20 protein-coding genes are annotated in these 22,304 nt (G+C 36.0%); 9 read left to right on the top strand and 11 right to left on the bottom strand.

Features of this window, described 5'->3' with window-relative positions:
• Positions 1-90: 90 nt before the first annotated feature.
• From ABWU86_RS05395 to ABWU86_RS05350, 10 genes are all read right to left on the bottom strand, one after another.
• Positions 91-1,434 (bottom strand): APC family permease, encoded by a 1,344-nt coding sequence (locus ABWU86_RS05395; protein WP_053949532.1) that lies wholly within the window; start codon positions 1,432-1,434, stop codon positions 91-93.
• Positions 1,435-1,759: 325 nt separating this feature from the next.
• Positions 1,760-2,800 (bottom strand): zinc-dependent alcohol dehydrogenase family protein, encoded by a 1,041-nt coding sequence (locus tag ABWU86_RS05390; protein WP_053949531.1) that lies wholly within the window; start codon positions 2,798-2,800, stop codon positions 1,760-1,762.
• 899 nt (positions 2,801-3,699) lie between these two features.
• The gene (locus ABWU86_RS05385) at positions 3,700-7,902 is read right to left on the bottom strand and encodes a beta strand repeat-containing protein (RefSeq protein ID WP_353321838.1); all 4,203 of its coding nucleotides are present in this window, start codon (positions 7,900-7,902) and stop codon (positions 3,700-3,702) included.
• A 202-nt stretch (positions 7,903-8,104) separates the two neighbouring features.
• On the bottom strand, positions 8,105-9,313 hold the full coding sequence (locus tag ABWU86_RS05380) for an LPXTG cell wall anchor domain-containing protein (RefSeq protein WP_353321836.1): 1,209 nt from the start codon (positions 9,311-9,313) through the stop codon (positions 8,105-8,107).
• Positions 9,314-9,510: 197 nt separating this feature from the next.
• On the bottom strand, positions 9,511-9,798 hold the full coding sequence (locus tag ABWU86_RS05375) for a hypothetical protein (RefSeq protein WP_353321834.1): 288 nt from the start codon (positions 9,796-9,798) through the stop codon (positions 9,511-9,513).
• An 83-nt stretch (positions 9,799-9,881) separates the two neighbouring features.
• Positions 9,882-10,751 (bottom strand): DUF4097 family beta strand repeat-containing protein, encoded by an 870-nt coding sequence (locus tag ABWU86_RS05370; protein ID WP_353321832.1) that lies wholly within the window; start codon positions 10,749-10,751, stop codon positions 9,882-9,884.
• The gene (locus ABWU86_RS05365; RefSeq protein WP_353321830.1) at positions 10,751-11,350 is read right to left on the bottom strand and encodes a DUF1700 domain-containing protein; all 600 of its coding nucleotides are present in this window, start codon (positions 11,348-11,350) and stop codon (positions 10,751-10,753) included. The genes ABWU86_RS05370 and ABWU86_RS05365 overlap by 1 nt, the downstream gene beginning before the upstream one ends.
• A 2-nt stretch (positions 11,351-11,352) precedes the next feature.
• The gene (locus ABWU86_RS05360) at positions 11,353-11,658 is read right to left on the bottom strand and encodes a PadR family transcriptional regulator (protein ID WP_353321828.1); all 306 of its coding nucleotides are present in this window, start codon (positions 11,656-11,658) and stop codon (positions 11,353-11,355) included.
• A 101-nt stretch (positions 11,659-11,759) separates the two neighbouring features.
• Positions 11,760-12,308, bottom strand: a complete 549-nt coding sequence (locus tag ABWU86_RS05355) for a hypothetical protein (RefSeq protein WP_353321826.1) — start codon at positions 12,306-12,308, stop codon at positions 11,760-11,762.
• 68 nt (positions 12,309-12,376) lie between these two features.
• Positions 12,377-13,783 (bottom strand): sucrose-6-phosphate hydrolase, encoded by a 1,407-nt coding sequence (locus ABWU86_RS05350; protein WP_353321824.1) that lies wholly within the window; start codon positions 13,781-13,783, stop codon positions 12,377-12,379.
• Positions 13,784-14,039: 256 nt separating this feature from the next.
• Between ABWU86_RS05350 and scrK the strand changes: the two genes are divergently transcribed.
• The 9 genes from scrK to ABWU86_RS05305 all read left to right on the top strand — a co-directional run bounded on the left by scrK (position 14,040) and on the right by ABWU86_RS05305 (position 20,878).
• Complete coding sequence (gene scrK / locus ABWU86_RS05345) at positions 14,040-14,936, top strand: fructokinase ScrK (RefSeq protein ID WP_353321822.1); 897 nt, start codon at positions 14,040-14,042, stop codon at positions 14,934-14,936.
• A 17-nt stretch (positions 14,937-14,953) separates the two neighbouring features.
• Positions 14,954-16,309: a glucose-6-phosphate isomerase gene (locus tag ABWU86_RS05340; RefSeq protein ID WP_353321820.1), complete on the top strand. Its 1,356-nt coding sequence runs from the start codon at positions 14,954-14,956 to the stop codon at positions 16,307-16,309.
• A 20-nt stretch (positions 16,310-16,329) separates the two neighbouring features.
• Positions 16,330-17,220, top strand: coding sequence for an ROK family protein (locus tag ABWU86_RS05335; protein ID WP_353321818.1), 891 nt, complete (start codon positions 16,330-16,332; stop codon positions 17,218-17,220).
• A gap of 69 nt (positions 17,221-17,289) precedes the next feature.
• On the top strand, positions 17,290-17,466 hold the full coding sequence (locus ABWU86_RS05330) for a hypothetical protein (RefSeq protein ID WP_353321816.1): 177 nt from the start codon (positions 17,290-17,292) through the stop codon (positions 17,464-17,466).
• Between the two features lie 72 nt (positions 17,467-17,538).
• Positions 17,539-18,102 carry an NAD(P)H-dependent oxidoreductase gene (locus tag ABWU86_RS05325; RefSeq protein ID WP_353321814.1) on the top strand — a complete coding sequence of 188 codons (564 nt, stop codon included), beginning with the start codon at positions 17,539-17,541 and terminating at the stop codon, positions 18,100-18,102.
• 188 nt (positions 18,103-18,290) lie between these two features.
• On the top strand, positions 18,291-18,902 hold the full coding sequence (locus ABWU86_RS05320) for a hypothetical protein (protein WP_353321812.1): 612 nt from the start codon (positions 18,291-18,293) through the stop codon (positions 18,900-18,902).
• A gap of 23 nt (positions 18,903-18,925) precedes the next feature.
• Entirely contained in the window at positions 18,926-19,519 is a 594-nt protein-coding gene (locus tag ABWU86_RS05315; protein ID WP_353321810.1) for a hypothetical protein, read from the top strand.
• 23 nt (positions 19,520-19,542) lie between these two features.
• A complete protein-coding gene (locus ABWU86_RS05310) occupies positions 19,543-20,157 on the top strand; it encodes a hypothetical protein (protein ID WP_353321808.1) in 615 nt (204 codons plus the stop codon).
• Between the two features lie 106 nt (positions 20,158-20,263).
• Positions 20,264-20,878, top strand: a complete 615-nt coding sequence (locus tag ABWU86_RS05305; RefSeq protein ID WP_353321806.1) for a pyroglutamyl-peptidase I — start codon at positions 20,264-20,266, stop codon at positions 20,876-20,878.
• A gap of 29 nt (positions 20,879-20,907) precedes the next feature.
• Here the strand turns inward: ABWU86_RS05305 and ABWU86_RS05300 are convergent, their stop codons facing one another.
• On the bottom strand, positions 20,908-22,296 hold the full coding sequence (locus tag ABWU86_RS05300; RefSeq protein WP_353321803.1) for an AbiH family protein: 1,389 nt from the start codon (positions 22,294-22,296) through the stop codon (positions 20,908-20,910).
• Positions 22,297-22,304: the final 8 nt, after the last annotated feature.

The following is a 22,304-nucleotide window of genomic DNA, read 5'->3' as shown; positions in this document are numbered from 1 at the left end:
CCTCTTTATTACCCCGTATTATCCCACTCTTGAATTTAATAGTCTATCTTTTCCAATAAAAAAAGCCGACAAGAATCTCGGCTTTTGAATTTATTTCCGTTTTTTAACTGTATAAACAACTAACCCGATGATAATCCATAAGATGACCAAGTAAGGATAGATGTTTCCTGGGAACGCAGGAACTGGATATAGGTTGGTCCACATTGGGTAAACCAATACTAAAATCCCTAATACTGGCACTAAGATGTGTTTTACAAATGAACGTTTAATGGTATCACGGTGTTTGTGGAAGTATAGAATCGTTCCTAAACATGCTAATCCATAAACGGTCAACATACTTAATACTCCTAAAGTAGATGAGTTATCGTAGATCACTTCTGGTCCGTATGGTAAACCAAAAATTAAGTAGGCAATTCCCATGATGGCTGTTAATAACCAAATTGCACGGGTAGGACTATTTAGTTTTTCGTTAAATTGACCAAAGTACTTAGGTAGATACTTCTTAACTCCCATTGCATAAATCATGTATGCTCCGGCGTTCATGATTCCTAGAACGGAACCAAAACTACTGATTAAAATGGCGAAATCCATGATTAGAGCCATTGGGCGACCCATGTACATTATTGATAAGTCATTCAATGGAGAAGAAGAATGCGCAAAGTTTGCAACATGGTTAATACCAAATCCAACAACTTGCATGTAACTAGCAATCACAAAGAAAATCCCAGCAAAAATAATAGTAATAATAATTGATAATGGCACTGAACGTTTTGGATTCTTTGTTCTGACAGCAACAGTTGTAACTCCTTCAAATCCACAGAATGAAAGAATGGCGAATACCATCCCTTGACCAATTCCAGATAGACTACTGTGAGTTGGAATAAATGGTTGGGCACTAATCCCATCCCTACCACCTTTAGCAAAGATGATGATGGTCAATACTACTAAAATGGTAATCGCTAAAAATTCAATCGCAATTGCTGACTTACTAGTTAGTTTTAAACCAAAAGTAAGCACTAAGGCAGCACCGATTAAAATCACGAAAGCCATAATCGTATCGTTGAAGTTCAACCCTAATTCGGCAAAGAAAACATGTGCGAAATTAGTGTTAGCTCCCATACATGACACCGCTAAGTTGACGTATGCGAACGTCAAAGTCCAACCACTGACTAACCCTAAGCGTTCACCTAAAGCATGTTGGTTATATGCATACACGGATCCAACGTCTGAAATATGTTTTGATAATTCTGCAAAACATAATCCAACGAATAACAATCCAATCGCCCCTAGCAAGAATGCTAACGGCACGTTAATCCCAGCAAATGGTACCGCTGGCACGGCGTTAAACGCAATTGAACCAGTTGGAGCCACGGCCGCAACGGCAAGCGCAAACGTCTCAAATTTAGTGATCTTTTTTGATTCATCTAAATCCATTAATATCACTCCCTCTTAAAGTATGTAACAAATAATCGTTATCAAACAAAATAAAAAAGAGCTGTACATCCCCTTGGCGGAAATGGCAGCTCTTTTCTGAATTTAATAAGTCAATCTTGACGTGATTAATTCGGAGAAGAAACCGCCGTCAAGACAACAATGGATGTGTGTAATTGTTAATAATTGGCTCATAGTAGTTCCTCCTCCGATATATTTTCTAACGATTATATCGTATACTAATCTTTTATTTTTAATAAGTCAATTAAAAAGCTCTTATCGTTTTCTTAAAATAAAAAAGGAACCGGTTCCACCGACTCCTCATTTATTAATCATTCACAACAGTAGCTTTAATTGTGTTTCTTTCAGCCATGTCTTTGTATGCTTGGTTAATGTCTTCTAGTTTGTACTTACCAGTAAAGACCTTACCTGGGTGGATAGCACCTGATAAGACAGCGTCTAGTAGTTCTTGACGGTCGTAAGTAGTAACCGAAGCAATTCCTCCGGCAAGCGCAATGTTCTTACCGAATGAAGCAGCCATGTTTAAATCACTAGCATGTGGTAAACCAACACGACCAACCTTAGCACCTGGACGAGCAACATCTAAAGCAGTCTTAGTTGATAATTCAGTTCCTACACATTCAAGAACGGCATCTGCACCGTTACCGTGAGTTAATTCCATTACCTTTTCAACCGCTTCATCACCACGTTCAGCGATAATGTCAGTTGCACCAAATTCTTTAGCTAGTTTTTGACGATCTTCGTGACGACTCATCGCAATAATTTGTTTTGCACCACGTAGTTTGGCAGAAATAACTCCACATAAACCAACGGCACCATCACCAATAACAACTGCAGTATCACCCTTTTGCACATCAGCAGTACGAGCAGCGTGGTAACCAGTTGCCATAACGTCTGATAGTGCCAATAGTGAATCTAACATTTCGTCACTGTAGTCTTCTGGTTTACCAGGAACCTTAACTAATGACCATTCACCGTGTTGAGCACGTAGGTATTCAGCTTGGGCACTTTGAGTAAAGTTATCTGAATGATTCAAACAGCTTCCATCATAACCAGCTAAACAAGCAGCACAATGGCCACAACCGTGAGTAAATGGCACGATTACGAAGTCACCAGGTTGTAAAGTAGTAATGTCCTTACCAACTGTTTCAACAACACCTAGCGCTTCATGTCCGTTGTTTAACGCATCTTTCTTGTATTCGTCTTGACCTCTGTATGTCCATAAGTCAGATCCACAGACACAGGTACGAACCACCTTTAAAATTACATCGTCATCTTTTTGAATCTTAGGCATGTCGACGTCTTGAACTTCGACTTTACCTGCTTCAATAAATACAGCACTCTTCATAAATTGATCCTCCCAATATTTTATTACTTACCATTATTTCATATAAAGTACACTTTAAGTCAAATAATAAGCTTTATAAATTAAAAACACCCCATTAAAAAAATAGGATGTTTTATTATTAGTTATTATCATTTCTTATTCTTACTTGGTTAACAATCAAAATTGATTCCACAATATTTAGGAAAATTTGTCCATATACAATAGGACTGAAATGTCTTTGATTAATCGCTAATATAATCACAAAAATTACAACAACAAGCGGAATTATCAAACCTGTCCATACAAAATGTTTACCATTCCTTACATAGTAATGAAGGCAACATAATCCTAAAAATAAAATAAAGCATAAAGTTTCTATCATTAAGTAAATCTCTCCTCTGTACGTAGATATACTCTACGCTATTTTTTACGAGATGTCTTTAGAAAATCTTAACCTTTGTGTGTTATTCCCCATATTATCACGATATTTATCATATGCAAATTGTTACAACTATTAATTTTTATAACAAAAAGAAGCGACCCGGGCAGGATCGCTTCAAAGAGAAATTTTTAATTGAGTAAAAAGTTTTGATTAAGTATAAATAGAAAGGTTTATTTTACAGTAGCGTATGCCACACCAGAAATAATATTTGCGTATGACCATTTGTTAGTTCTCTTTAGTAATTTAAATTTTTTCTTGTTTTTGTTTAAATTCATCATATTAACATCTCCTAAAAATAAATGTTTTAATGTTTTCATATCTTATCAACAAACATAGTATACAATGATAAAAATTGAATTGCACGCGATTTAATAGTGTTTAAATGAAACTTAATCATCTTAATAAATTCATAATATTTTTAAGAAAAAAGCATACTTTTTTAACAAAAGTATGCTTTTTATGAAGTTATTAAACTTAATTACTTATCGTTATCCTTGTGTCTCTTTAGACCGAAGATTGCTAAAACTGAAGCAATGATTGCAGAGATGATACCAACGATAATATCTCTAATTTTTTCGTTATTATCGTTCTTCTTAGTAGTCTTTGCTTTCTTCTTGCTGTCAGAAGTTGTAACTTCATCACTCTTCTTAGCGTGTTGTTTCTTAACTTTCTTACTGCTCTTCTTGTCAGCTACACCATCATTTTGGTCCACATTTCCTTGTGTTCCGTTAGTGTTTTCAACTGAAGAGTAGCTTGATGCACCGTTTTGTGATGAAGATGTTGAAATAGTGCCACTAGGTTGATCTGATTTACCAGAATTATTCTTGTGACTTTCAACAATCTTACTGTGCTTTTTGTTCTTCTTCTTTGAATTCTTATTAGAATCCTTATTGATGTTTTGACTATTAGTGTTTTGTGAGTCTCCGTTTGAAATAACAGGAGTATTTGTTACGTCACTTCCATCAACATTGTCATTTTCACTACCATTTGATAAATCGACACTGTGGAACTTAGTATTTGCATTAACCTTAGCACCATATTTTGCTAAAGCTTTGTTAACTTCATCTCTAACTTGATCAGAAGTTAAAGTGTTTTGAGTTCCATTCAAGACAACTTGATACTTCTTACCTGTACTATCAATAACAGTTACGTTCTTCTTGTATGGATTGTTAGTTGAATCACTTCCATCTAAAACAACTGTATTGTTATCTGATAGATCTACGTCAGTAAAGTTGGTTCTGTCGTTTAATTTAGCACCATAAGTAGCTAATGCTTTTTCAACTTGTTCTTTTACTTTGTCTTTTGAAAGTTGGGCAGTTGCACCATTTAGTTTAACCTCATGAGTGTTACCGTCTGCATAAACAACTGTAATTACCTTCTTGTATGGATTATTAGTTGCATCACTTCCATCAACGTTATCATTTTTATCCTTGTTATTTAAATCTACAGAATTAAATGATGTGTTTGGATTTACTGATACTCCATAGTTAGCTAATTGCTTGTTAACTTCTGATTTAACTTGATCTGAAGTTAAACTACTGCTTGTTCCGTTTAGTACGACTTCATGGTCAACGCCATTTGAATCAGTAACTTTAACAGTCTTCTTAAATGGATTATTGGTTACGTCACTTCCATCAACACTGTTAGAAGCTTTATCTGTTAAATCAACAGAAGAGAAAGTAGTGTTTGGATTTACTGATACCCCATAGTTAGCTAATTGCTTGTTAATTTCTTCTTTAACTTTGTCTGGAGTTAATGTTGCTGAATCGTCACTGTTTAATACAACTTGGTGTGCAACACCATCTGTATCAGTAACTGTAACTGCTTTCTTGTATTTATTATTAGCTGCATCGCTTCCGTTAATATCATTGTTAGCATTGGCATTTGTTAAATCTACATCACTAAATTGTGTGTGTGGATTTACTACAGCGTTACCGTCTTTTTGTAATGCTGCTGCAACTTGCTTTTGTACATCTGAAGCACTTAATACCTTTCCATCACTGTTTAATGTTACTTTGTGAGTTTTTCCATCGCTGTCAATAACAGTAACTGTCTTCTTGTTTGGATTGTTTGTTACATCACTTCCATCAATATTACTATTTGCATCTTCATTAACGTTTTGATTTTGTTGGCTATCATTTAAGTTAACTGAAGGGAATGAAGTATTAGCATTCACATGAGCATTTTCATTAGCTAGCGCTTTTGCAACTTGATCTTTAACTTCTTCACTTGTTAATGATGTTTTAGTATCACTGTTTAATGTTACTTGATATTGGTTACCATCACTATCTGTAACAGTAACTGTCTTTCTATAACGGTTGTTAGTTTGGTCACTTCCATCAACACTTACACTATCAGGACTGTTTAAATCTGCAATATCTTGGTAATGTGTGTTTGGATTTACTTTTGATCCACTTGGCAATTGGTTGTTAACTTGATCCTCAACTTGAGCGGCAGTCATTGACTTAGTAGCACTATTTAACTTGATTTGATGCTTTTTACCATCACTATCTGTAACAGTAATAGTCTTATTATATGGATTATTTGTTACGTCGCTTCCATCAATATTGTCTTTTGCTGATTGGTTAGTTAAATCTACATTACTAAAATTAGTGTATTGATTTACCGCTGCACCATAATTTGCTAGTTGTTTATTAACTTGGGCTTTTACTTGATCTGCAGTTAATTCAGTTGAGTCGTTACTGTTTAATACAACTTGATGTGCAACACCATTTGCATCAGCAACTGTAATTGTTTTCTTGTACTTATTGTTAGTGGTGTCACTTCCGTTAATATCGCTGTTAGCATTAGCATTTGTTAAATCTACATCACTGAATTTAGTGTTTGGATTTACTGCTGCGTTACCATCTTTTTGTAATGCTGCTGCAACTTGTTGTTGTACGTCTGCAGCGCTTAATGTCTTGTTTTCACTGTTTAATGTTACTTTGTGAGATTTTCCTTCACTATCAATAACATCTACAGTCTTCTTGTATGGATTGTTGGTTACGTTACTTCCATCAACATCACTGTTTGCAGATTGGTTACTTAAATCTACATCACTAAACTTAGTGTTTGGATTTACTGCTGCGTTACCATCTTTTTGTAATGCTGCTGCGACTTGTTGTTGTACATCTGCAGCACTCAATGTCTTGTTTTCACTGTTTAATGTTACTTGGTGAGTTTTTCCTTCACTATCAGTAACATTTACAGTCTTCTTGTATGGATTGTTAGTTGCGTTGCTTCCATCAATACTACTATTAGCAGATTGGTTACTTAAGTCTACATCACTAAACTTAGTATTTGGATTTACTGTTGCGTTACCATCTTTTTGCAATGCTGCTGCAACTTGTTGTTGTACATCTGCAGCGCTTAATGTCTTGTTTCCACTATTTAGTTGAACTGTGTGATGGTTACCATTGCTATCTGTAACATCGATTGATTTCTTGTATGGATTGTTGGTTGCATTACTTCCATCCACACTATAAGCATTATTTGAAGTCATATCAGAAATAGCATCAAATTGAGTGTTTGGATTCACACTCAAATTATTAGCAGCTAATGCTGCATTTACTTGTGCTTTAACTTGATCTGCACTCATACTGCTATCGTTACTGCTTACAGTTAATTGATGTACATTTCCATTATTATCAATTACATTAACATTCTTAGTGTATAAGTTCTTAACTTGTTTATCACTATCTGTCATATTCGATAAATCAGAAATATCCTTGTAATCAGCATGTGAGTCAACTGTAAAAGATGGACTCTTTTGACTTGCTGCTAATACTTGTGATTGAACTTGTGCAGCTGTCATATTTTTAGTTGGACTGTTTAATGTAACATCATGCAAATTACCTGATGAATCTTTCACTTTAATAGTATTTACATATGAGAAATTAATGTTAACTGTAGATTCTGAAATTGGTGCTTGTTGAGTTTTAACAATAGTATTATTTTGATCTAAAAGTGTATTAGGGTTATCTTTACTAAAAGCTGTAGTTGATGACGATATATCAATATTACCTGAGGTAAGAGTTGGATCATATAAAACATTATAGGAATCCTTTGAATAGACATTTCCTGCACCATCAACATAGTTGATATTCATTTGATGCATTTCAAGATCATATACAGACAAAGTGCCTTTAGTGGCATCTAAATCCCCACTTTTTGGTAAATCTAAATTACCTTCCCATAAATGTTTTTTCCAAGATGTTTGAATGAAATTGAAAAGTGTATCATTTCTGATAGCTTGGCCTCCACTCTCCCAATCGGCATTAATAACATCCTTATAAATATTTATTGTTTTTTTACCATTAGTGTAAACTTTGATTGTTGCACTATCTCCACTTTGATTGTGGTAATTAATAACATGTAATAAAAAGGATGCTGGTGCTTGACTATCAGCACTTGATGAACCATTTGTTGTTCCTGTTGTTGCTTGGGCAGTATCAGTAGATGTTGATTGTGCATTACCAGTGCTTGTATCTGATGCTTGTTGAGTAGTAGATGTTGTTGGTGCAGCTGATGCTGCATCTGCCTTAGCTAAAATAGTGTGTGATTCTGTGTTGCGAACAGCTTGCGCACCAGTAATTAAGATACCAGTAGTAGCAGCAGCGTACGCCCACTTTTTGTAATTATTTGTTACTTTAATGTTTTTCTTATCGAATTCTTGATTCATATTATTCATATCCCCCTATCGTAATCGAATGAATAAATTTTAAACTTCTTGTCTTATTTACAAAATTGAGTATACAACCGATATAATTTAATTTGTACCCGATTGGATAGCTTTTAAATCAATTTTAAACATCTTAATATTTTCATAAATATCTTAAGAAATTCGCATACTTTTATAATTTTACATTTAGTAAATATGCTTATTAATGACGCTTCTTAAAGCCTAGCATCCCTAATAATGAGGCGAATGCAGCTGTAATGATACCCGCGATTGCTAGTGATGATTGGTTAGTTGCATCCCCTGTTTGTGGTAATGATGCTGGCTTACTTTCTGACTTTTTAACTGCTTTTTGGTGATGATCAACAGCTGGATGTGTTTCTTCGACAGCTGATGATGAATCGGCACTACTTTGGACAGTTGATTCAGCAGATGATGATTGGGCAGAACTACTTTGTGATGATGCACTGCTTGAAGCAATGCTTGAGGTAGCACTTGAGCTTACACTAGCAGTAAAACTTGATTGAGCACTTGAGCTTACTTCACTGCTTGAAACTGAACTTGATTGGGCGCTTGAGCTTGTTGTGCTGCTTGAACTTGCAATTGATTGCGCGCTTGAACTTTCGCTAGATGCTGAAGAACTTTGTTGTTCGTTAGTTGCACTACTTTGGACAGTTTTAGTAAGAATATTTAGCTTAGGACTGGTTTTAAAGTCATAGTAGCTAGTGGTAATTTCATCCTTATTAGTAATTGTGTAGCCCTTATCTTCAATTTCTTTAAATAGTTCTTGTTTGTCAACTGTGTAATCTTTAGATTTGAATGTTAATTCTGAACCATCAGGTAATTTGAAATTCAATGTATTTAAGCCAACTCTAGTTAAATTAGCACCTGAATCAAACAAGTTAACTGGATCACTTAAATCATTAGAATTAGGTACAGTTAGGCCATATTGACCAACTGTATCGATGAAATCTTGTTTAGAAATCAATAGTGAAGTACGTGTGATAGATTTATCGTTTCCATCGCTATCTTTGATGGTTAATGTATATGATGATTGTTGATTTACGGTTGCAACAACGTTGTTATCCTTGTTATTCAAATCAATTGAATCGCTAGTTAAGCTTGATGGGTCAACGTTTAACGCAATATTTTTTAAAAATTCAGTAAAATCTGCTTTGCTCATTGTACTGGTCTTGCTTGGTACATAAGCGTTAACGACTTGGTTATTTACCTTAATATGTTGCACATATACAGTTTCATTGTCAGTTGAATCAGCTTTGGCTAAAACCACTGGATTAGTCAAGATGTTCACTGTTTGAACACCTGTGGCTAAAATTCCTGTAATCGCAATAACAGACGCTAGCTTTTTAGCATTAGCGCCTTGGTTAAAATTATTTTTACTATTATTTTTCATAATACATATCTTCTTTCTTACAATAAATTTAAGTAAAACAAGACAAATGAATTTATGCTTTGAGTATATATCCACGAAAAAAATTTAAAAGTATTTAGGAAACTTTTTAAGCTAATTTTAAGTTTCTTTATACTTTCATAAGAATTCAAAACAAAAAGAGGCATCCCCTATCAGGAATGCCTCTTTAGCTATTTAAATTATACGTTCCAAACACCGTCAACCTTCTTGTATTTAGGTGCATGGTGCTTTTTAATGTCTTCTTCCGCTTCGCTCACAGCTTGTTCACGAATATCTTCTGCGTATTCTGAAATCATATCAATGAAGTCTTCATCAGAAATATCAGTCTCGTTTTGGCGATTGTATTCTTCCTTACTATTTTGTAATAGCACTTGACCAATTTCTTCGACTTCGGCGTCGCTTAGATCTGAGTAGACAGCGACCCATAATTTATACATGTAATTAAAAACGATTTTATCGTTAAACACGTTAGTACCTCCAGATATGATTTTTCTTGTTACTTTAATTTTACTATATTTATAGTGAAATTTACATATCCTTTTAATTAAAACTAATCATTAAGATGAATATCGCCATTTTCTGAAATAATACGGTAGTGCTTTTTACTATTTGGATGTTTATCGACTGATCCATAGATATTTCCATCACTACTATGCGCATATACGTCAGCATCGTAGTTCTTCACTAGCGCTAAATAAACATCTCCATCAGTATTATTAACATTTAAATTGGTAGCAATATCTAAATTGTTTAAATGTGCATTGCCATCAGTCAATGCGGCGTTCAATGCTTTAAAGCTACTATTGTTAATGCGAATATCGCCATCTTCAGATTTGACCGTACTATCGTTACCATCAAAGTGACTGTCCGTAATCGTAATATCAGCATCTTGGGTATCAATTGATAGACTCTTGGCAGTAACTTGGGTTAAACGAATGTCACCGATATTAAATCCGTTGATATTCAAACTATCATTAGAACGCATCTTAGAGATGCCTAAATCACCAGAGTTATTATTGCCTTCAATGCTCTTCAATTGGTTATCAGGAACGGTTACGACCACCATACTAGAGCCGAATGTGAATTTATTTTTGTTAAACTTCACAGCGAAGTTTCCATTAAATGCCGATCTTTTATTGCTGATTTTTAAAACTTGATCATCAACATTGGCATCGATACTGCCTTTTTTCTCTTCATAAACATGCACGGAGAATTCCTTCCCGGACACGACTTCAACGTCGACCTTACCCGATACTTCAATCCGGTTAAACTTAGTCACCGCTTTTTGGTAATCATAACGAGTGGCTGAACCTGTAATGGCATTTTGAATATCGGAACGGCTAGTCCCAATAAAGCCCAAGACAAATAATAATAAACCGACTAGAAAAATTACTAAACCGACTATACTAAATTTCTTCATTATTGATTACCTCCCTTGATTTGATTAAGCGTCTTACCATAAATCCAAGTACTGAATTGACGAATCCATTTGGCAAAACTAGTCACCATTTTTTGCACACAGAAAGTTAAGACCATTGAAGCTCCTAATAGCATTAATCCAGCTCCTACTGCAACGATACTTAAGTTAAAGTAAATTCCCATATTGGTGATTGCCCAATAAATTAAGCCGACAAAGCAAATTAGGAAGAACGCAATCACACAGATACTAAATAGTAATAGAGCCACTAACGTCGCGATTAAAAATGCGACCACTGCCCCTAATACACCGGCTAGTGGTAGTAATACTGGTACTGATGCCATCGCAATGAAGATTTCGGTAAAGTACTTCCAAGTACTCTTTTCGTTATTAACGCCCGCTTCTTTATAATCGTTGACATTAACATCGGCACGAATGCGACGAGCTAATTGCTTCGGTGTGCCTAATTCCTTAATACAAGCTGGGTAAGTATCAATTCCAGCATCTTCCAAGTATTCTTGGTAGTAAGATAATGCATCATCGATATCTGCTTGCGATAAATTATTTAAATATACTTTTAATTCTTCAAGATAAGTTTGCATGCTTATTCCCCCATTAATTGATCGATTCCATTTTTGAAATCGTACCATTCTGTTCTGACTGCCGCTAAATGGTCAACCCCATCATCAGTAATGCGGTAGTAGCGACGGTTCCGTCCTTCAAACGATTCGTCGTAGGTATCAACTAAGCCATCTGATTTTAAGCGACGCATGACCGGATACATCGTCGAATTAGATACATCAATCAATTCTTGCACCCGCTTGGTTAACTCATAACCATACATATCGTTTTGATCGAGAAGGCCTAAAACACAGCCGTCTAATAGCGTTGTTGCGACTTTAATTGCCAAACAATCATCTCCATTTATATTTCACATCATATTATATGACATATAATATTATACAAAAACAAAAAAAGCAACTAGAATTTTCATTCTAATTGCTTTTTGTTTTATCTGTAGCTGAATTTGGGTAATTTAGCGTCTTTGTATTTAGCAGCTAGTGCTTTAGTTTTAAAGCTGTGACTGTTAGCCCAAACCCCGGCACCGTCAGCATCTGTTAGGACCTTATGGCCTTGGTAAGTAGTAACGGCGTAGTATTCACCTGAACCGGCAGTTTGTTGCCAACCGTAAGTCCATACCCATTTGTAGCCATGAATCTTTTGGGGGTTGTTGGTAGCAAAGAACCAGTTAGCAGTCTTCTTGATTTCCTTCTTGCTCATCTTCAAAGGATTGTGATCAACGTACTTGTGTAAAGTTCCCTTGTTGGTCTTTTGTCCTTCTTCTTTGACAGTGATAGTAGTAGCAGTCACCTTAGTAGTAACTAATTTATCACCATCGTATGCGTACCAAGTCCCACGCATGTTCGCAGGTAAAGTGGTTAAATACTTAGGTTGGGCGTCCTTCTTGTGGGTTGCTGCTGAAGCAGTCACACCGCTGACTAAAACCACTAAAGTCGCGATGAATAGACTAGCGATAGTCCAAAACTTGTTCATCTTCATAATATGTAGCCTCCAAAAAAATTGTTAGCTCTATATTACCATATTGTTACCGGTTTGTTACAAAAATGTTACATGTTTTTAATTTTATTTTGTTTAATTGTCATTTGATTGGCTGAAACCTTAATCGATTCGCCATCATGGAAGAATTGACCAGTCATTGTGACTTTCCCACCATTAATGAAAATTTCGAAAACAGAGTTATCTAAGTAGACTTCTAATGATGATGGATCACCACTAAAACTTCTAGTCACCGCTGCTTCACCAACGTTTTTACGTTCTAATGTCCACTGACGGTCAGTTTCATCATAAGATAGATGTAAGTAACTATCAGTTGAATCTAAGTTCAAACCGTATTGACCCGCAAAAGGAGACGCCGTGATGCGTTTTTGTAAATCAGTAGCTGCTGGTTCTGTGTCTTCGATAAGATTGCCTAATTCATTGACTGGGGATTGAATCAAACGGCCGCTAACGATGTGTAATTCACGGACCATTGAAAGTTCACCTTCCCAACCATCTTGGTCAGATAGGTATTCAGTATCAGGTAGCCCAATCCAACCAACTGAGAGTAAACGTCCATCGGGAGAATTTAGTAGTTGGGTAGCGTAGTAGTCAAAACCTTCATCTAGTTGTTGCATAGGTGATGGGTTAACTAGTTTCATATCTGTGAAATCTAATTCATCGGCAATGATATAAGCATTTGGATGGACATTGTCATAGTGGAATGATGCTTTATCAGCCCCTTGCGGACAGAAAATCACGACGACTTTACCATCGACGAAGCCGATATTTGGACATTCAGCCATGTAACCTAAGTTGTCAGTTCCTAAATCTAGTTTCTTATATAATTCCCATCCGGAATCGACTTGTTGACTACGGTAAGTCAAAATTTCGCCAGCATTATCAACAGTTTGCGCACCAATAAAAGCATAGTAGTAATCGTCACGCTTAATAATTTGTGGGTCTCTAAAATGACCAGTCACTCCCGCTGGCGAATCTTGAATTAACGGTTCCGCTAGCTTTTCGATGTTATTATCAGCATCCATCCAGGCACCGACTTGGTATGGATGACGGGTGAATTCACTACCTTCAAATGTATTTCCGGTGTACATGATAAAAAGCTTATCGCCCACGTTAATCGCACTACCGGAATAACAGCCATTACGGTCGGAGTAAATGTCTGGAACCATTGGTTTATCGACGACGCGCCAATGCACTAAGTCATCGGACACATTATGTTGCCAACTCTTTAGGCCATGTACTGCCCCATATGGGAATGCTTGGTTAAAAAGGTGCCATTGACCATTAAAGTATGAAAAACCATTCGGATCGTTTAACAATCCAGTCTTGGTGGTAATGTGATAACCCGGACGCCACTTTGATTGCGCTACTTTAGCTGATAAATCAGTTAAAACTTTGGGGTCCCAATCCTTATATAGTCGACCTAAGCGGTCCAATGTCCAATAATTTGTATCCATGTTAGATGCCTCGATTCTATCTGTGTTTTTGCCTATTTTAGCAGGTTTATTACTTTTTTGAAATCGTTTTCATAAGCTTTATAAAAACTTTAATAACTAAATCCTATCACGTTAGATATTAATAACAATTTTTTTATGATATCTTAACCAATTTTTAAATATTTTTAGCTTGTATTTATCAAATTCGAGTCCATAATTAAGGACAAGGAGACAATGTAAGCGCCTCCTTATACCGTATAAAAAGGAGATTCCAATTATGAAATTTGGTAGCATTGAAGCAGGTGGAACAAAGTTCGTCTGCGCTGTTGGTAATGAAAATTATGAAATTTTAGATAGCGTAAGAATTCCCACTACTACTCCTGATGAAACATTAAAGAAATGCGTGGAATACTTTCAAAAATTCGATGATTTAACTGCGATGAGCATTGCCTCATTCGGTCCCATCGAAGTAAGAACAGATTCACCTAAATATGGATACATTACAGATACACCTAAGCCTAACTGGTCTAACACTAATTTCTTAGGCACTATGAAAGCAGCCTTTGATATTCCCATATTTTGGACTACTGATGTTAACGGTTCTGCTTATGGTGAATACATTACATCAATCAGAAATCATAACCCACTACAAACTTTGGTTTACTACACTTTTGGAACTGGTGTCGGTGCCGGAATTATCAATGAAGGTTCATTCATTGGTTCACTAGGTCACCCCGAAGCTGGTCACACTTATTTAAAACGTCACCCTAAGGACTTGGACTTCGAAGGCCTTTGCCCATATCACCACAGCTGTCTAGAAGGATTAGCTGCTGGTCCTACTTTTGACGTTCGTTGTGGTAAAAAAGGAAAAGATGTCACAATGGACGATCCAGTCTGGGACATCATTGCCAACTACATTGCCCAAGCAGTAATGCAAGCAACCCTATTTATCAGACCACAAAAGGTCATCTTAGGAGGCGGGGTCATTTCAGAACCTGTCGTTGAAAAGGTTCGTGCCCAATTCAAAGAAATGTTTAAGGACTACGTTAATGTTGGTGATTTAGATTACTACATCACAATGCCAGCATGTGAAGATAATGGTTCAGCTACTATTGGTAACTTTGCATTAGCTTCACGTCAATACTACAAAGAAAACATCGTCAAGATTGACTAATCGATGGAGGCTTAATTATGAAAAGAGTTCAATTAGATACTTTAGGGCTACAAAAGTTTGTCGCCGCAAATGAACTAACTGAAATCACTCCAATGGTAAACACCGCTCGTGACCTCTTAGTTCAAGGCACAGGAGTTGAAGCACACATGGGTGATTGGATTAATCTCCCTACTGACTTCGACCAAGTCGAATTCGATCGCATTAAGGACGCTGCAAAACAAATTCAAACAGATTCAGAAGTGCTAATCGTGATTGGTATCGGTGGTTCATACCTTGGTGCCAAGATGGCGTTAGACTTTCTACACGGGAGTTTCTTCAACTTAGAAGGAACTGATAAACATCCCCAAATCTTCTTCGCCGGCAACACCATCAGTCCATCCTACACCGCTGACTTAATTCGTATCATCGGCGACCGTGACTTCTCAGTCAACGTGATTTCCAAATCAGGAACTACGACTGAACCTGCAATGGCGTTTAGAATTTTCCGTCAAAAACTAATCGAAAAATACGGTGAAGAAGAAGCCAACCGTCGTACCTACGTCACTACGGACGCACAAAAAGGTGCGTTACACACTGAAGTCGTTGATAAAGGATTTACTAGTTTTGTGATTCCCGATGGTATCGGTGGTCGTTACTCCGTTTTAACACCGGTTGGTTTATTACCAATCGCCGCTTCTGGTGTCGACATCGACGCATTAATGAACGGTGCTGCTGAAGCCCAACGTGAATTAAAGGATGCCAAGATTGAAGATAACGACGCGCTATTGTACGCCGCTTACCGTAACATCTTATACCGCAAGGGTTACACCAACGAAATCCTAGAAAGCTACGAACCACATCTTCGTTTCCTAGCCGAATGGTGGAAGCAATTAGCTGGTGAAAGTGAAGGCAAAGACCACAAAGGAATTTACCCAAGCTCAGCCATCTTCAGTACTGACTTACACTCATTAGGTCAATACATTCAAGAAGGAATTCGTAACTTAATGGAAACCGTTGTCGAAATTAAGAAACCGGCATCTAACTTAGGAATCCCTTCATTAGATAAAAACTTAGATGGTCTTCAATACCTAGAACAAACTTCAATGGACGCAGTCAACAAGACCTCCAGAGAAGCGGTGGTATTAGCCCACACTAACGGTGGCGTCCCTAACATGTTAATTGAAATCGAAGATAACTCTGCTGAAACATTGGGTTACTTGATTTACTTCTTCGAATTCGCAATTGCGACATCTGGTTATCTAAATGGAATTAACCCATTCAACCAACCAGGTGTAGAAGATTACAAGAAGAACATGTTTGCGCTATTAGGGAAACCCGGTTACGAAGAATTACGCAAATCCATTCAAGAACAAGATCAACAAGAATTTCATTAATTTAGTAAAGAGGCGATGATATGTTATTAGGAAGTCTCTGTACCACAGATCACAACCAAATGGTATGTGCTGTGGGTGACGGTAAATGTAACATTTTAGACCGCATCACAATTGATTTAACCACACCCGAAGTAACATTAAAAAAAGTAATTGATTACTTCGACCGATTTGATGACCTAGCTGCGATTGGGGTTTCCTCATTTGGACCATTGGAACTTAGAACTTACTCTTCTCAATATGGTTACATTAAGGAATCTTCCAGAAAGCATTGGCAAAACGTCAATCTTTTAGGCACCCTTCGTCATCACTTCAAGATTCCAATTTCATTCACAACCGACGTTAACAGTCGTGCTTACGGTGAATACATCAAATCAATCTTAGAAGATGACCCCATTTTAGCGCTTTCCTACATCACCATCAGTGATGGTGTCGGCGTTGGGATTGTCAACGATGGTAAATTCGTTGGTACAATGGGCAGTCCTGAAATTGGTCACATTATTCCACAACGTCATGTCGATGACATGGAATTTAAAGGAACTTGTCCATACCAAGGAGATTGCCTAGAAGGACTAGTTTCAACGCCTGCGATTGAAGCGCGGACTGGTCAAAAACCGGAAGAAATTTCGATGTTTGATCCGCTTTGGGATATCGTTGCCTACTACATTGCCCAATCTTTGGTGCAAACTACTGTCTTTGTCAGACCACAAAAAATTGTATTAGGTGGCAGTATCGTCAATGAAATCGAACTTCAAAAGGTTAAGGAACAATTCAAGAAGCTATTAAACAACTACTTGGATGTCGGCGATGTTGATCAATACATCACCCTTCCTAGTTGTAATGAAGACAAGTTAGCGATTATCGGTAACTTAGCCTTAGCAAAACAACAATTCTACTCACAAGAAGTGAGATAACCAAAAAGACGCATTTCAGCGTCTTTTTTGTGTGATAAAATATAATTATCAATTCAAAGGAGTAATCCAATGAGAAATAAATACAACATATCAATGGCCGGTGTCTTATTAGTTAACATCGTTTTAGTTAGTGATGACAGTCTAACTAGCAGCAACGCCGGTCGTTTCTTTCAATTAATTTTGATCATCGCGTTATTAGCAACCGCTGCCCTATGGGTTAAAGATCGTCATAAGAATCAAAAATAAAACAGACTCGTGGGAGTCTGTTTTTTATGTTGCGGTATAATGACGGTATTAAATAATAAAGAGGATAAAACAATGAAAATTCTAGTTATTCAAGGTCATCCTGATTCCGAATCATTTTCCCATGCTAACGCGATAAACTATTTAAAACATGCACAAGAATTAGGCCATGAAACTGAATTAATTGATTTGAGTGATACTGATTTCGATCCAGTATTACGCTTTGGCTATCGTCAACATATGGAAGATGAAATTTTTCCTAAAAAGGCGCAAGCCTTAATTAAGGAAGCTGATCATATCGCCTTCTTCTTTCCCATCTGGTGGTCCAGTGAGCCTTCCATCTTAAAGGGCTTCATTGATAGAGTCTTGACCCCACACTTTGGCTACACTTATCATCCAAATGGTAAGACCGAAAAACTACTAACTGGTAAAACCGCAGCTGTCTTTACCACTAGTCACGGTCCAGGTTTCTTCTACAAAATGATTGGAAACACCCTATTTAGATGGAAGTATTTAGTGCTAGGTTTCTGTGGCATTAAAGCTAAACATTGTTTTGACCTTGGTAATATGGAAGATAAAAAAGATACTTTAGAACGTCGACAAGCATATATTAAGAAATGTTCTGACACATTAAAATAACCAAAAATAAAACAGACTCGCATGAGTCTGTTTTTTTATTTTAAAAAACAAATTTAGACATAAGTATAAAATTATATAAAAATGCTTTAACATTAGAAATTCCTTTTGACAAAGCATTTTTGCGGTGCTATTAATTAATTATGCTTACATAAGCAAAATTAATATCTATATGATATGGGGGAATATTTATGAAATTCAAGAAAGCTCTATATACAGCAATCGCTGCATCCGCACTATTTACAACCGTCTTTAGTACTGTTGCAAATACTACTAATGACGTTACCGCATCAGCTAAGGCGAAAGAAAAGACTAAAGCAAAAGCTAAATATGTAACTTTTACCCCAGTCTTTTTCGTTGAAAGCACCGGTGGTCATCCAACTCAATACTTCAAGAAGGCTAAAGCTATTAAGATGAAGGTTCCACATAACTTCACAGCCGTTCAATATGTAACACCTTTTGCGCCAGATCGTCTACAAGCTCAATATAGACTTTATGACGTTTACTATGCACCATACAAAGGTAAGTTAGTAAACGTTACTAAATACACATTAGGCTTTAGAGTTAGTGGCAAGATTGATACCAAAGCATTCGAAGGTCTTGGTTTCAAACGTATTTCTAAGAAAGAATTCAACAAGTTAAACGTTCACCATGCTGAAAAGAAATACAACAAAATGGTAGATGACTTCACTAACCAAGTTCAAAGCTCACAAAATGATGACAACTCAAGCGATTCATCACAAAGCAGTAGCTCACAAGCTGACTCATCATCACAAGCCAGCTCAACTAGCTCAAACAACTAATCACAGGAAAGAAGACGAATTATATGAAATTTAAGAAATCTTTATTCGCAGCTTTCGCTGCAACTGCACTATTTACAACCGTCTTCAGTACTGTTGCAAATAATACTAATAACGTTACTGCATCCGCTAAAGCCAAAGCGAAGGCCAAACATCGCTATGCAGTGTTCACTCCAACCTTTTATGTTGTAAGTGCTGATGGTCATCCCACTCAATTTTTCAAACGAAATAAACCAACTAAAATTTTAATTAAATCAAAGAACCCAGTATACAATGTTTACGTTGGCCTTGCACCGGATAACTTCCCAGTTGCATACCATGTTTTCAATTTATACTACGGTGAATACAAAGGTAAGTTCGTCAACTTTACTAAGTATGAATTTGCATACCGCGTAGATGGCGCCATTGATACCAAAAAATTTGAATCTATCTTCGGTGCTAAACGCATTTCTATGAAGGAATACAAGAAACTAAATGTTCATCATCCTGTTAAGAAATACAATAAAAAGGTAGAAGCTTTAATGAAAGAAGCAGATGATGAAAACAATTCATCACAAAGTAATAGTAGCTCACAAGCTGACTCATCATCACAAGCCAGCTCAACTAGCTCAAGTAATTAATCACAGGAAAGAAGACGAATTATATGAAATTTAAGAAAGCTTTATTCGCAGCTTTCGCTGCAACTGCACTATTTACAACCGTCTTCAGTACTGTTGCAAATAATACTAATAACGTTACTGCATCCGCTAAAGCCAAAACTAAGACTAAGACCAAAGCTAAAGCCAAACGTCGCTATGCAGTGTTCACTCCGGTCTTTTATGTTGCAAGTGCTGATGGTCACCCTACTCAATACTTCAAACAAAAAACCCCCAACAAAATTTTGATTCAACGCAAGAATCCAGTTTATCAAATTTATATTGCATTCGCGCCAGATAGTTTCCCGGTTGAATACCAAGTTTTTGATCTATACTATGGCGAATACAAAGGTAAGTTTGTCAACTTTACTAAGTATGATTTCGCATACCGCGTAAGTGGTGCGATTGATACTAAGAAAGTCGAAGAACTATTCTACGCTAAACGCATTTCTAAGAAGGAATACGATAAACTAAATGTTCATCATCCGGTTAAGAAATACAACAAGAAAGTAGAAGATTTAGCTAGAAAATCAAAAGAAAACACCAACAATAATAGCTCATCTGATACCTCACAAACTGACTCATCATCACAATCTAGTGACGACAGTGATTTCGAAGACTAGTATTGATGGATTCTAAAAACCTCACCCAATTGGATGAGGTTTTTTCTTTTCAAATTAATTAATAGTGATATAATCAATTCAATTTATAAAAAAGAAGGTATTTGTGATGAAGATTTTAGTGACTGGTTTCACCCCATTTAATAACGCTGAAGAGAACCCGTCGATGTTAGTATTAGACGCCTTGCCGGATCGAATTGGCCATGCGTCAATTATCAAACAAGTTCTACCAACTGAATTCAAAGGTAGTTCTGAAGTACTAACCACCGCGGTCGATAAATACATGCCAGATGTCGTCGTCAGTTTAGGCGAAGCTGGTGGCCGTGATTCAATCACGCCAGAAACAATTGCGTTTAACGAAGATGATGCTATTATTGCGGACAATGCAGGATACCAACCACGCCATGAGTCCGTCCAAGCATCCGGTAATAATGATTACCACAGTAGTTTACCAGTCCAAGACATCGTCGATGCATTAGTCGAAGCCGGAATTCCCAGCAAGTTATCCAACGATGCCGGTCGTTACGTCTGCAATCACATCATGTATGAATCACAATACCTAATTCATACCAAATACCCTGACATGAAATCCGGTTTTATTCACTTACCTTCTAACCGTGCTTATCACCCTAACATGCCAACACTGGATTTAGACACTGAAATCAAAGGAATTGAAATCGCCTTAGCCACAATTGAAAAAACATTTAGTCAACAAAACGTGTAACTAAAAAGACTGCCAATGGCAGTCTTTTTTTACCCATCAATATTTATTATATTAATTCTTTCCTCTATTAATAATTTATGCAATAAGTTCTTTCCATGGTCTTTATTTTCAAGCGTTTGACCATAATTATTAATTAAATTAGCTATCTTTTTAGATTGTGATTCTCTTTTTTCTATATATCTTTGTTCCTTTTCAGTTTCGCTATCATCGTCTTTATATCTAGGTGAGAATACAAACTTTAATACCAACTTAGAGCTGTATAAATCATAATAATCAAAAATTGACTGAAAGTAAGAGTAATCTGAATCTCCTAATGAGTGTCCAAAAAAGATAATTTCATTAATGTTGTCCTCTAAAACATCTTCATGATTATTCACTAAGTTCAATACCCTACTTGTTTTTGTGAATAAATAAATTGAGTCTTTTTCCTCTTGAGTACAATTTTCAGGATAATCAATGTTACTATCAATTCCAATTATGATATTACTTCTATTTTTAACATCATTTGTATCAATAGATCCATGAATATGTTTTACTTTTGAAATTCCGTTAGGCATATTGTTTATAGAAGTATAGTTAAATGTAAGAAGGTTACATGATTTATTTTTTGAAATGTTAACTAACTTTTGATATAAACTTGCTAAGTCTCTGCTGTAATCTGCATGTTCTTTTATATTTTCGGATAAATAATCAGCGAATTCTTTTTCAAATTCATACAACTCTCCTAAAAGAATTTTATCAATATCTTCCTCGCTGTTAAACTTCTCATCATATTTATCCAAAATATAATATAAAGCGAACATATATAATCTCTCACTCTTTATATCATAAATTAGTCCATTTTCATATTCATATCGATAATTATCATCTCTCATGTTATCTAGCGATTTATAAAGATAATAAGAAGTTTCTCTGTCTAATTTTCTTTTATTCAAAACACCCGTCATAAAATTTTCTATCTGTTTTTCAATGTCATACCAAGACATTTCAGAAGTACGTAGACAAGAAATAAAAATTTCCCAGAAACTATAACCTCTAATGTTTCGATATAATTTTTCAAAATTTTCATAGTCTTTTTTCATATTAGAAAAAGTTAAACTTAACTTTGTTTTTAAATCTTCAATATATGTGTCATTTAACATCTCATTTTTTAAATTTTCTATAGATTGATCAACATCTGCATTTGATAACTTAATGTAAAAAGGCAATAATCCTATCTTAAATACTTTAAAATCATTTCTCATTTGTCTATTATTTTTGGACAAATATTCGCTTGCTGTATTCTTAAAACTACTAAAGATATTGTATGTATTCTCTATGGTACCGACCTTATCATTCATGAAGCACTCAAAAGTACTATCCAAATTGGCATATAGATCTGCTCCGTTTCCAACAACCAATAAACTTTTATTTTCCATATAATATC

Origin of the sequence: Apilactobacillus pseudapinorum (assembly GCF_040369555.1) — a bacterium.
GTDB lineage: Bacteria > Bacillota > Bacilli > Lactobacillales > Lactobacillaceae > Apilactobacillus.
This window is presented reverse-complemented; position numbering and strand designations above follow the sequence as displayed.

Coding starts and splice junctions, on each gene's coding strand:
- ABWU86_RS05365 (WP_353321830.1), bottom strand. CDS start 11,350: ATGCAAACTTATCTTGAAGAATTAAAAGTATATTTAAATAATTTATCG.
- ABWU86_RS05385 (WP_353321838.1), bottom strand. CDS start 7,902: ATGAATCAAGAATTCGATAAGAAAAACATTAAAGTAACAAATAATTAC.
- scrK (WP_353321822.1), top strand. CDS start 14,040: ATGAAATTTGGTAGCATTGAAGCAGGTGGAACAAAGTTCGTCTGCGCT.
- ABWU86_RS05300 (WP_353321803.1), bottom strand. CDS start 22,296: ATGGAAAATAAAAGTTTATTGGTTGTTGGAAACGGAGCAGATCTATAT.
- ABWU86_RS05315 (WP_353321810.1), top strand. CDS start 18,926: ATGAAATTTAAGAAATCTTTATTCGCAGCTTTCGCTGCAACTGCACTA.
- ABWU86_RS05310 (WP_353321808.1), top strand. CDS start 19,543: ATGAAATTTAAGAAAGCTTTATTCGCAGCTTTCGCTGCAACTGCACTA.
- ABWU86_RS05320 (WP_353321812.1), top strand. CDS start 18,291: ATGAAATTCAAGAAAGCTCTATATACAGCAATCGCTGCATCCGCACTA.
- ABWU86_RS05350 (WP_353321824.1), bottom strand. CDS start 13,783: ATGGATACAAATTATTGGACATTGGACCGCTTAGGTCGACTATATAAG.
- ABWU86_RS05330 (WP_353321816.1), top strand. CDS start 17,290: ATGAGAAATAAATACAACATATCAATGGCCGGTGTCTTATTAGTTAAC.
- ABWU86_RS05390 (WP_053949531.1), bottom strand. CDS start 2,800: ATGAAGAGTGCTGTATTTATTGAAGCAGGTAAAGTCGAAGTTCAAGAC.
- ABWU86_RS05305 (WP_353321806.1), top strand. CDS start 20,264: ATGAAGATTTTAGTGACTGGTTTCACCCCATTTAATAACGCTGAAGAG.
- ABWU86_RS05395 (WP_053949532.1), bottom strand. CDS start 1,434: ATGGATTTAGATGAATCAAAAAAGATCACTAAATTTGAGACGTTTGCG.
- ABWU86_RS05355 (WP_353321826.1), bottom strand. CDS start 12,308: ATGAAGATGAACAAGTTTTGGACTATCGCTAGTCTATTCATCGCGACT.
- ABWU86_RS05380 (WP_353321836.1), bottom strand. CDS start 9,313: ATGAAAAATAATAGTAAAAATAATTTTAACCAAGGCGCTAATGCTAAA.
- ABWU86_RS05335 (WP_353321818.1), top strand. CDS start 16,330: ATGTTATTAGGAAGTCTCTGTACCACAGATCACAACCAAATGGTATGT.
- ABWU86_RS05325 (WP_353321814.1), top strand. CDS start 17,539: ATGAAAATTCTAGTTATTCAAGGTCATCCTGATTCCGAATCATTTTCC.
- ABWU86_RS05370 (WP_353321832.1), bottom strand. CDS start 10,751: ATGAAGAAATTTAGTATAGTCGGTTTAGTAATTTTTCTAGTCGGTTTA.
- ABWU86_RS05340 (WP_353321820.1), top strand. CDS start 14,954: ATGAAAAGAGTTCAATTAGATACTTTAGGGCTACAAAAGTTTGTCGCC.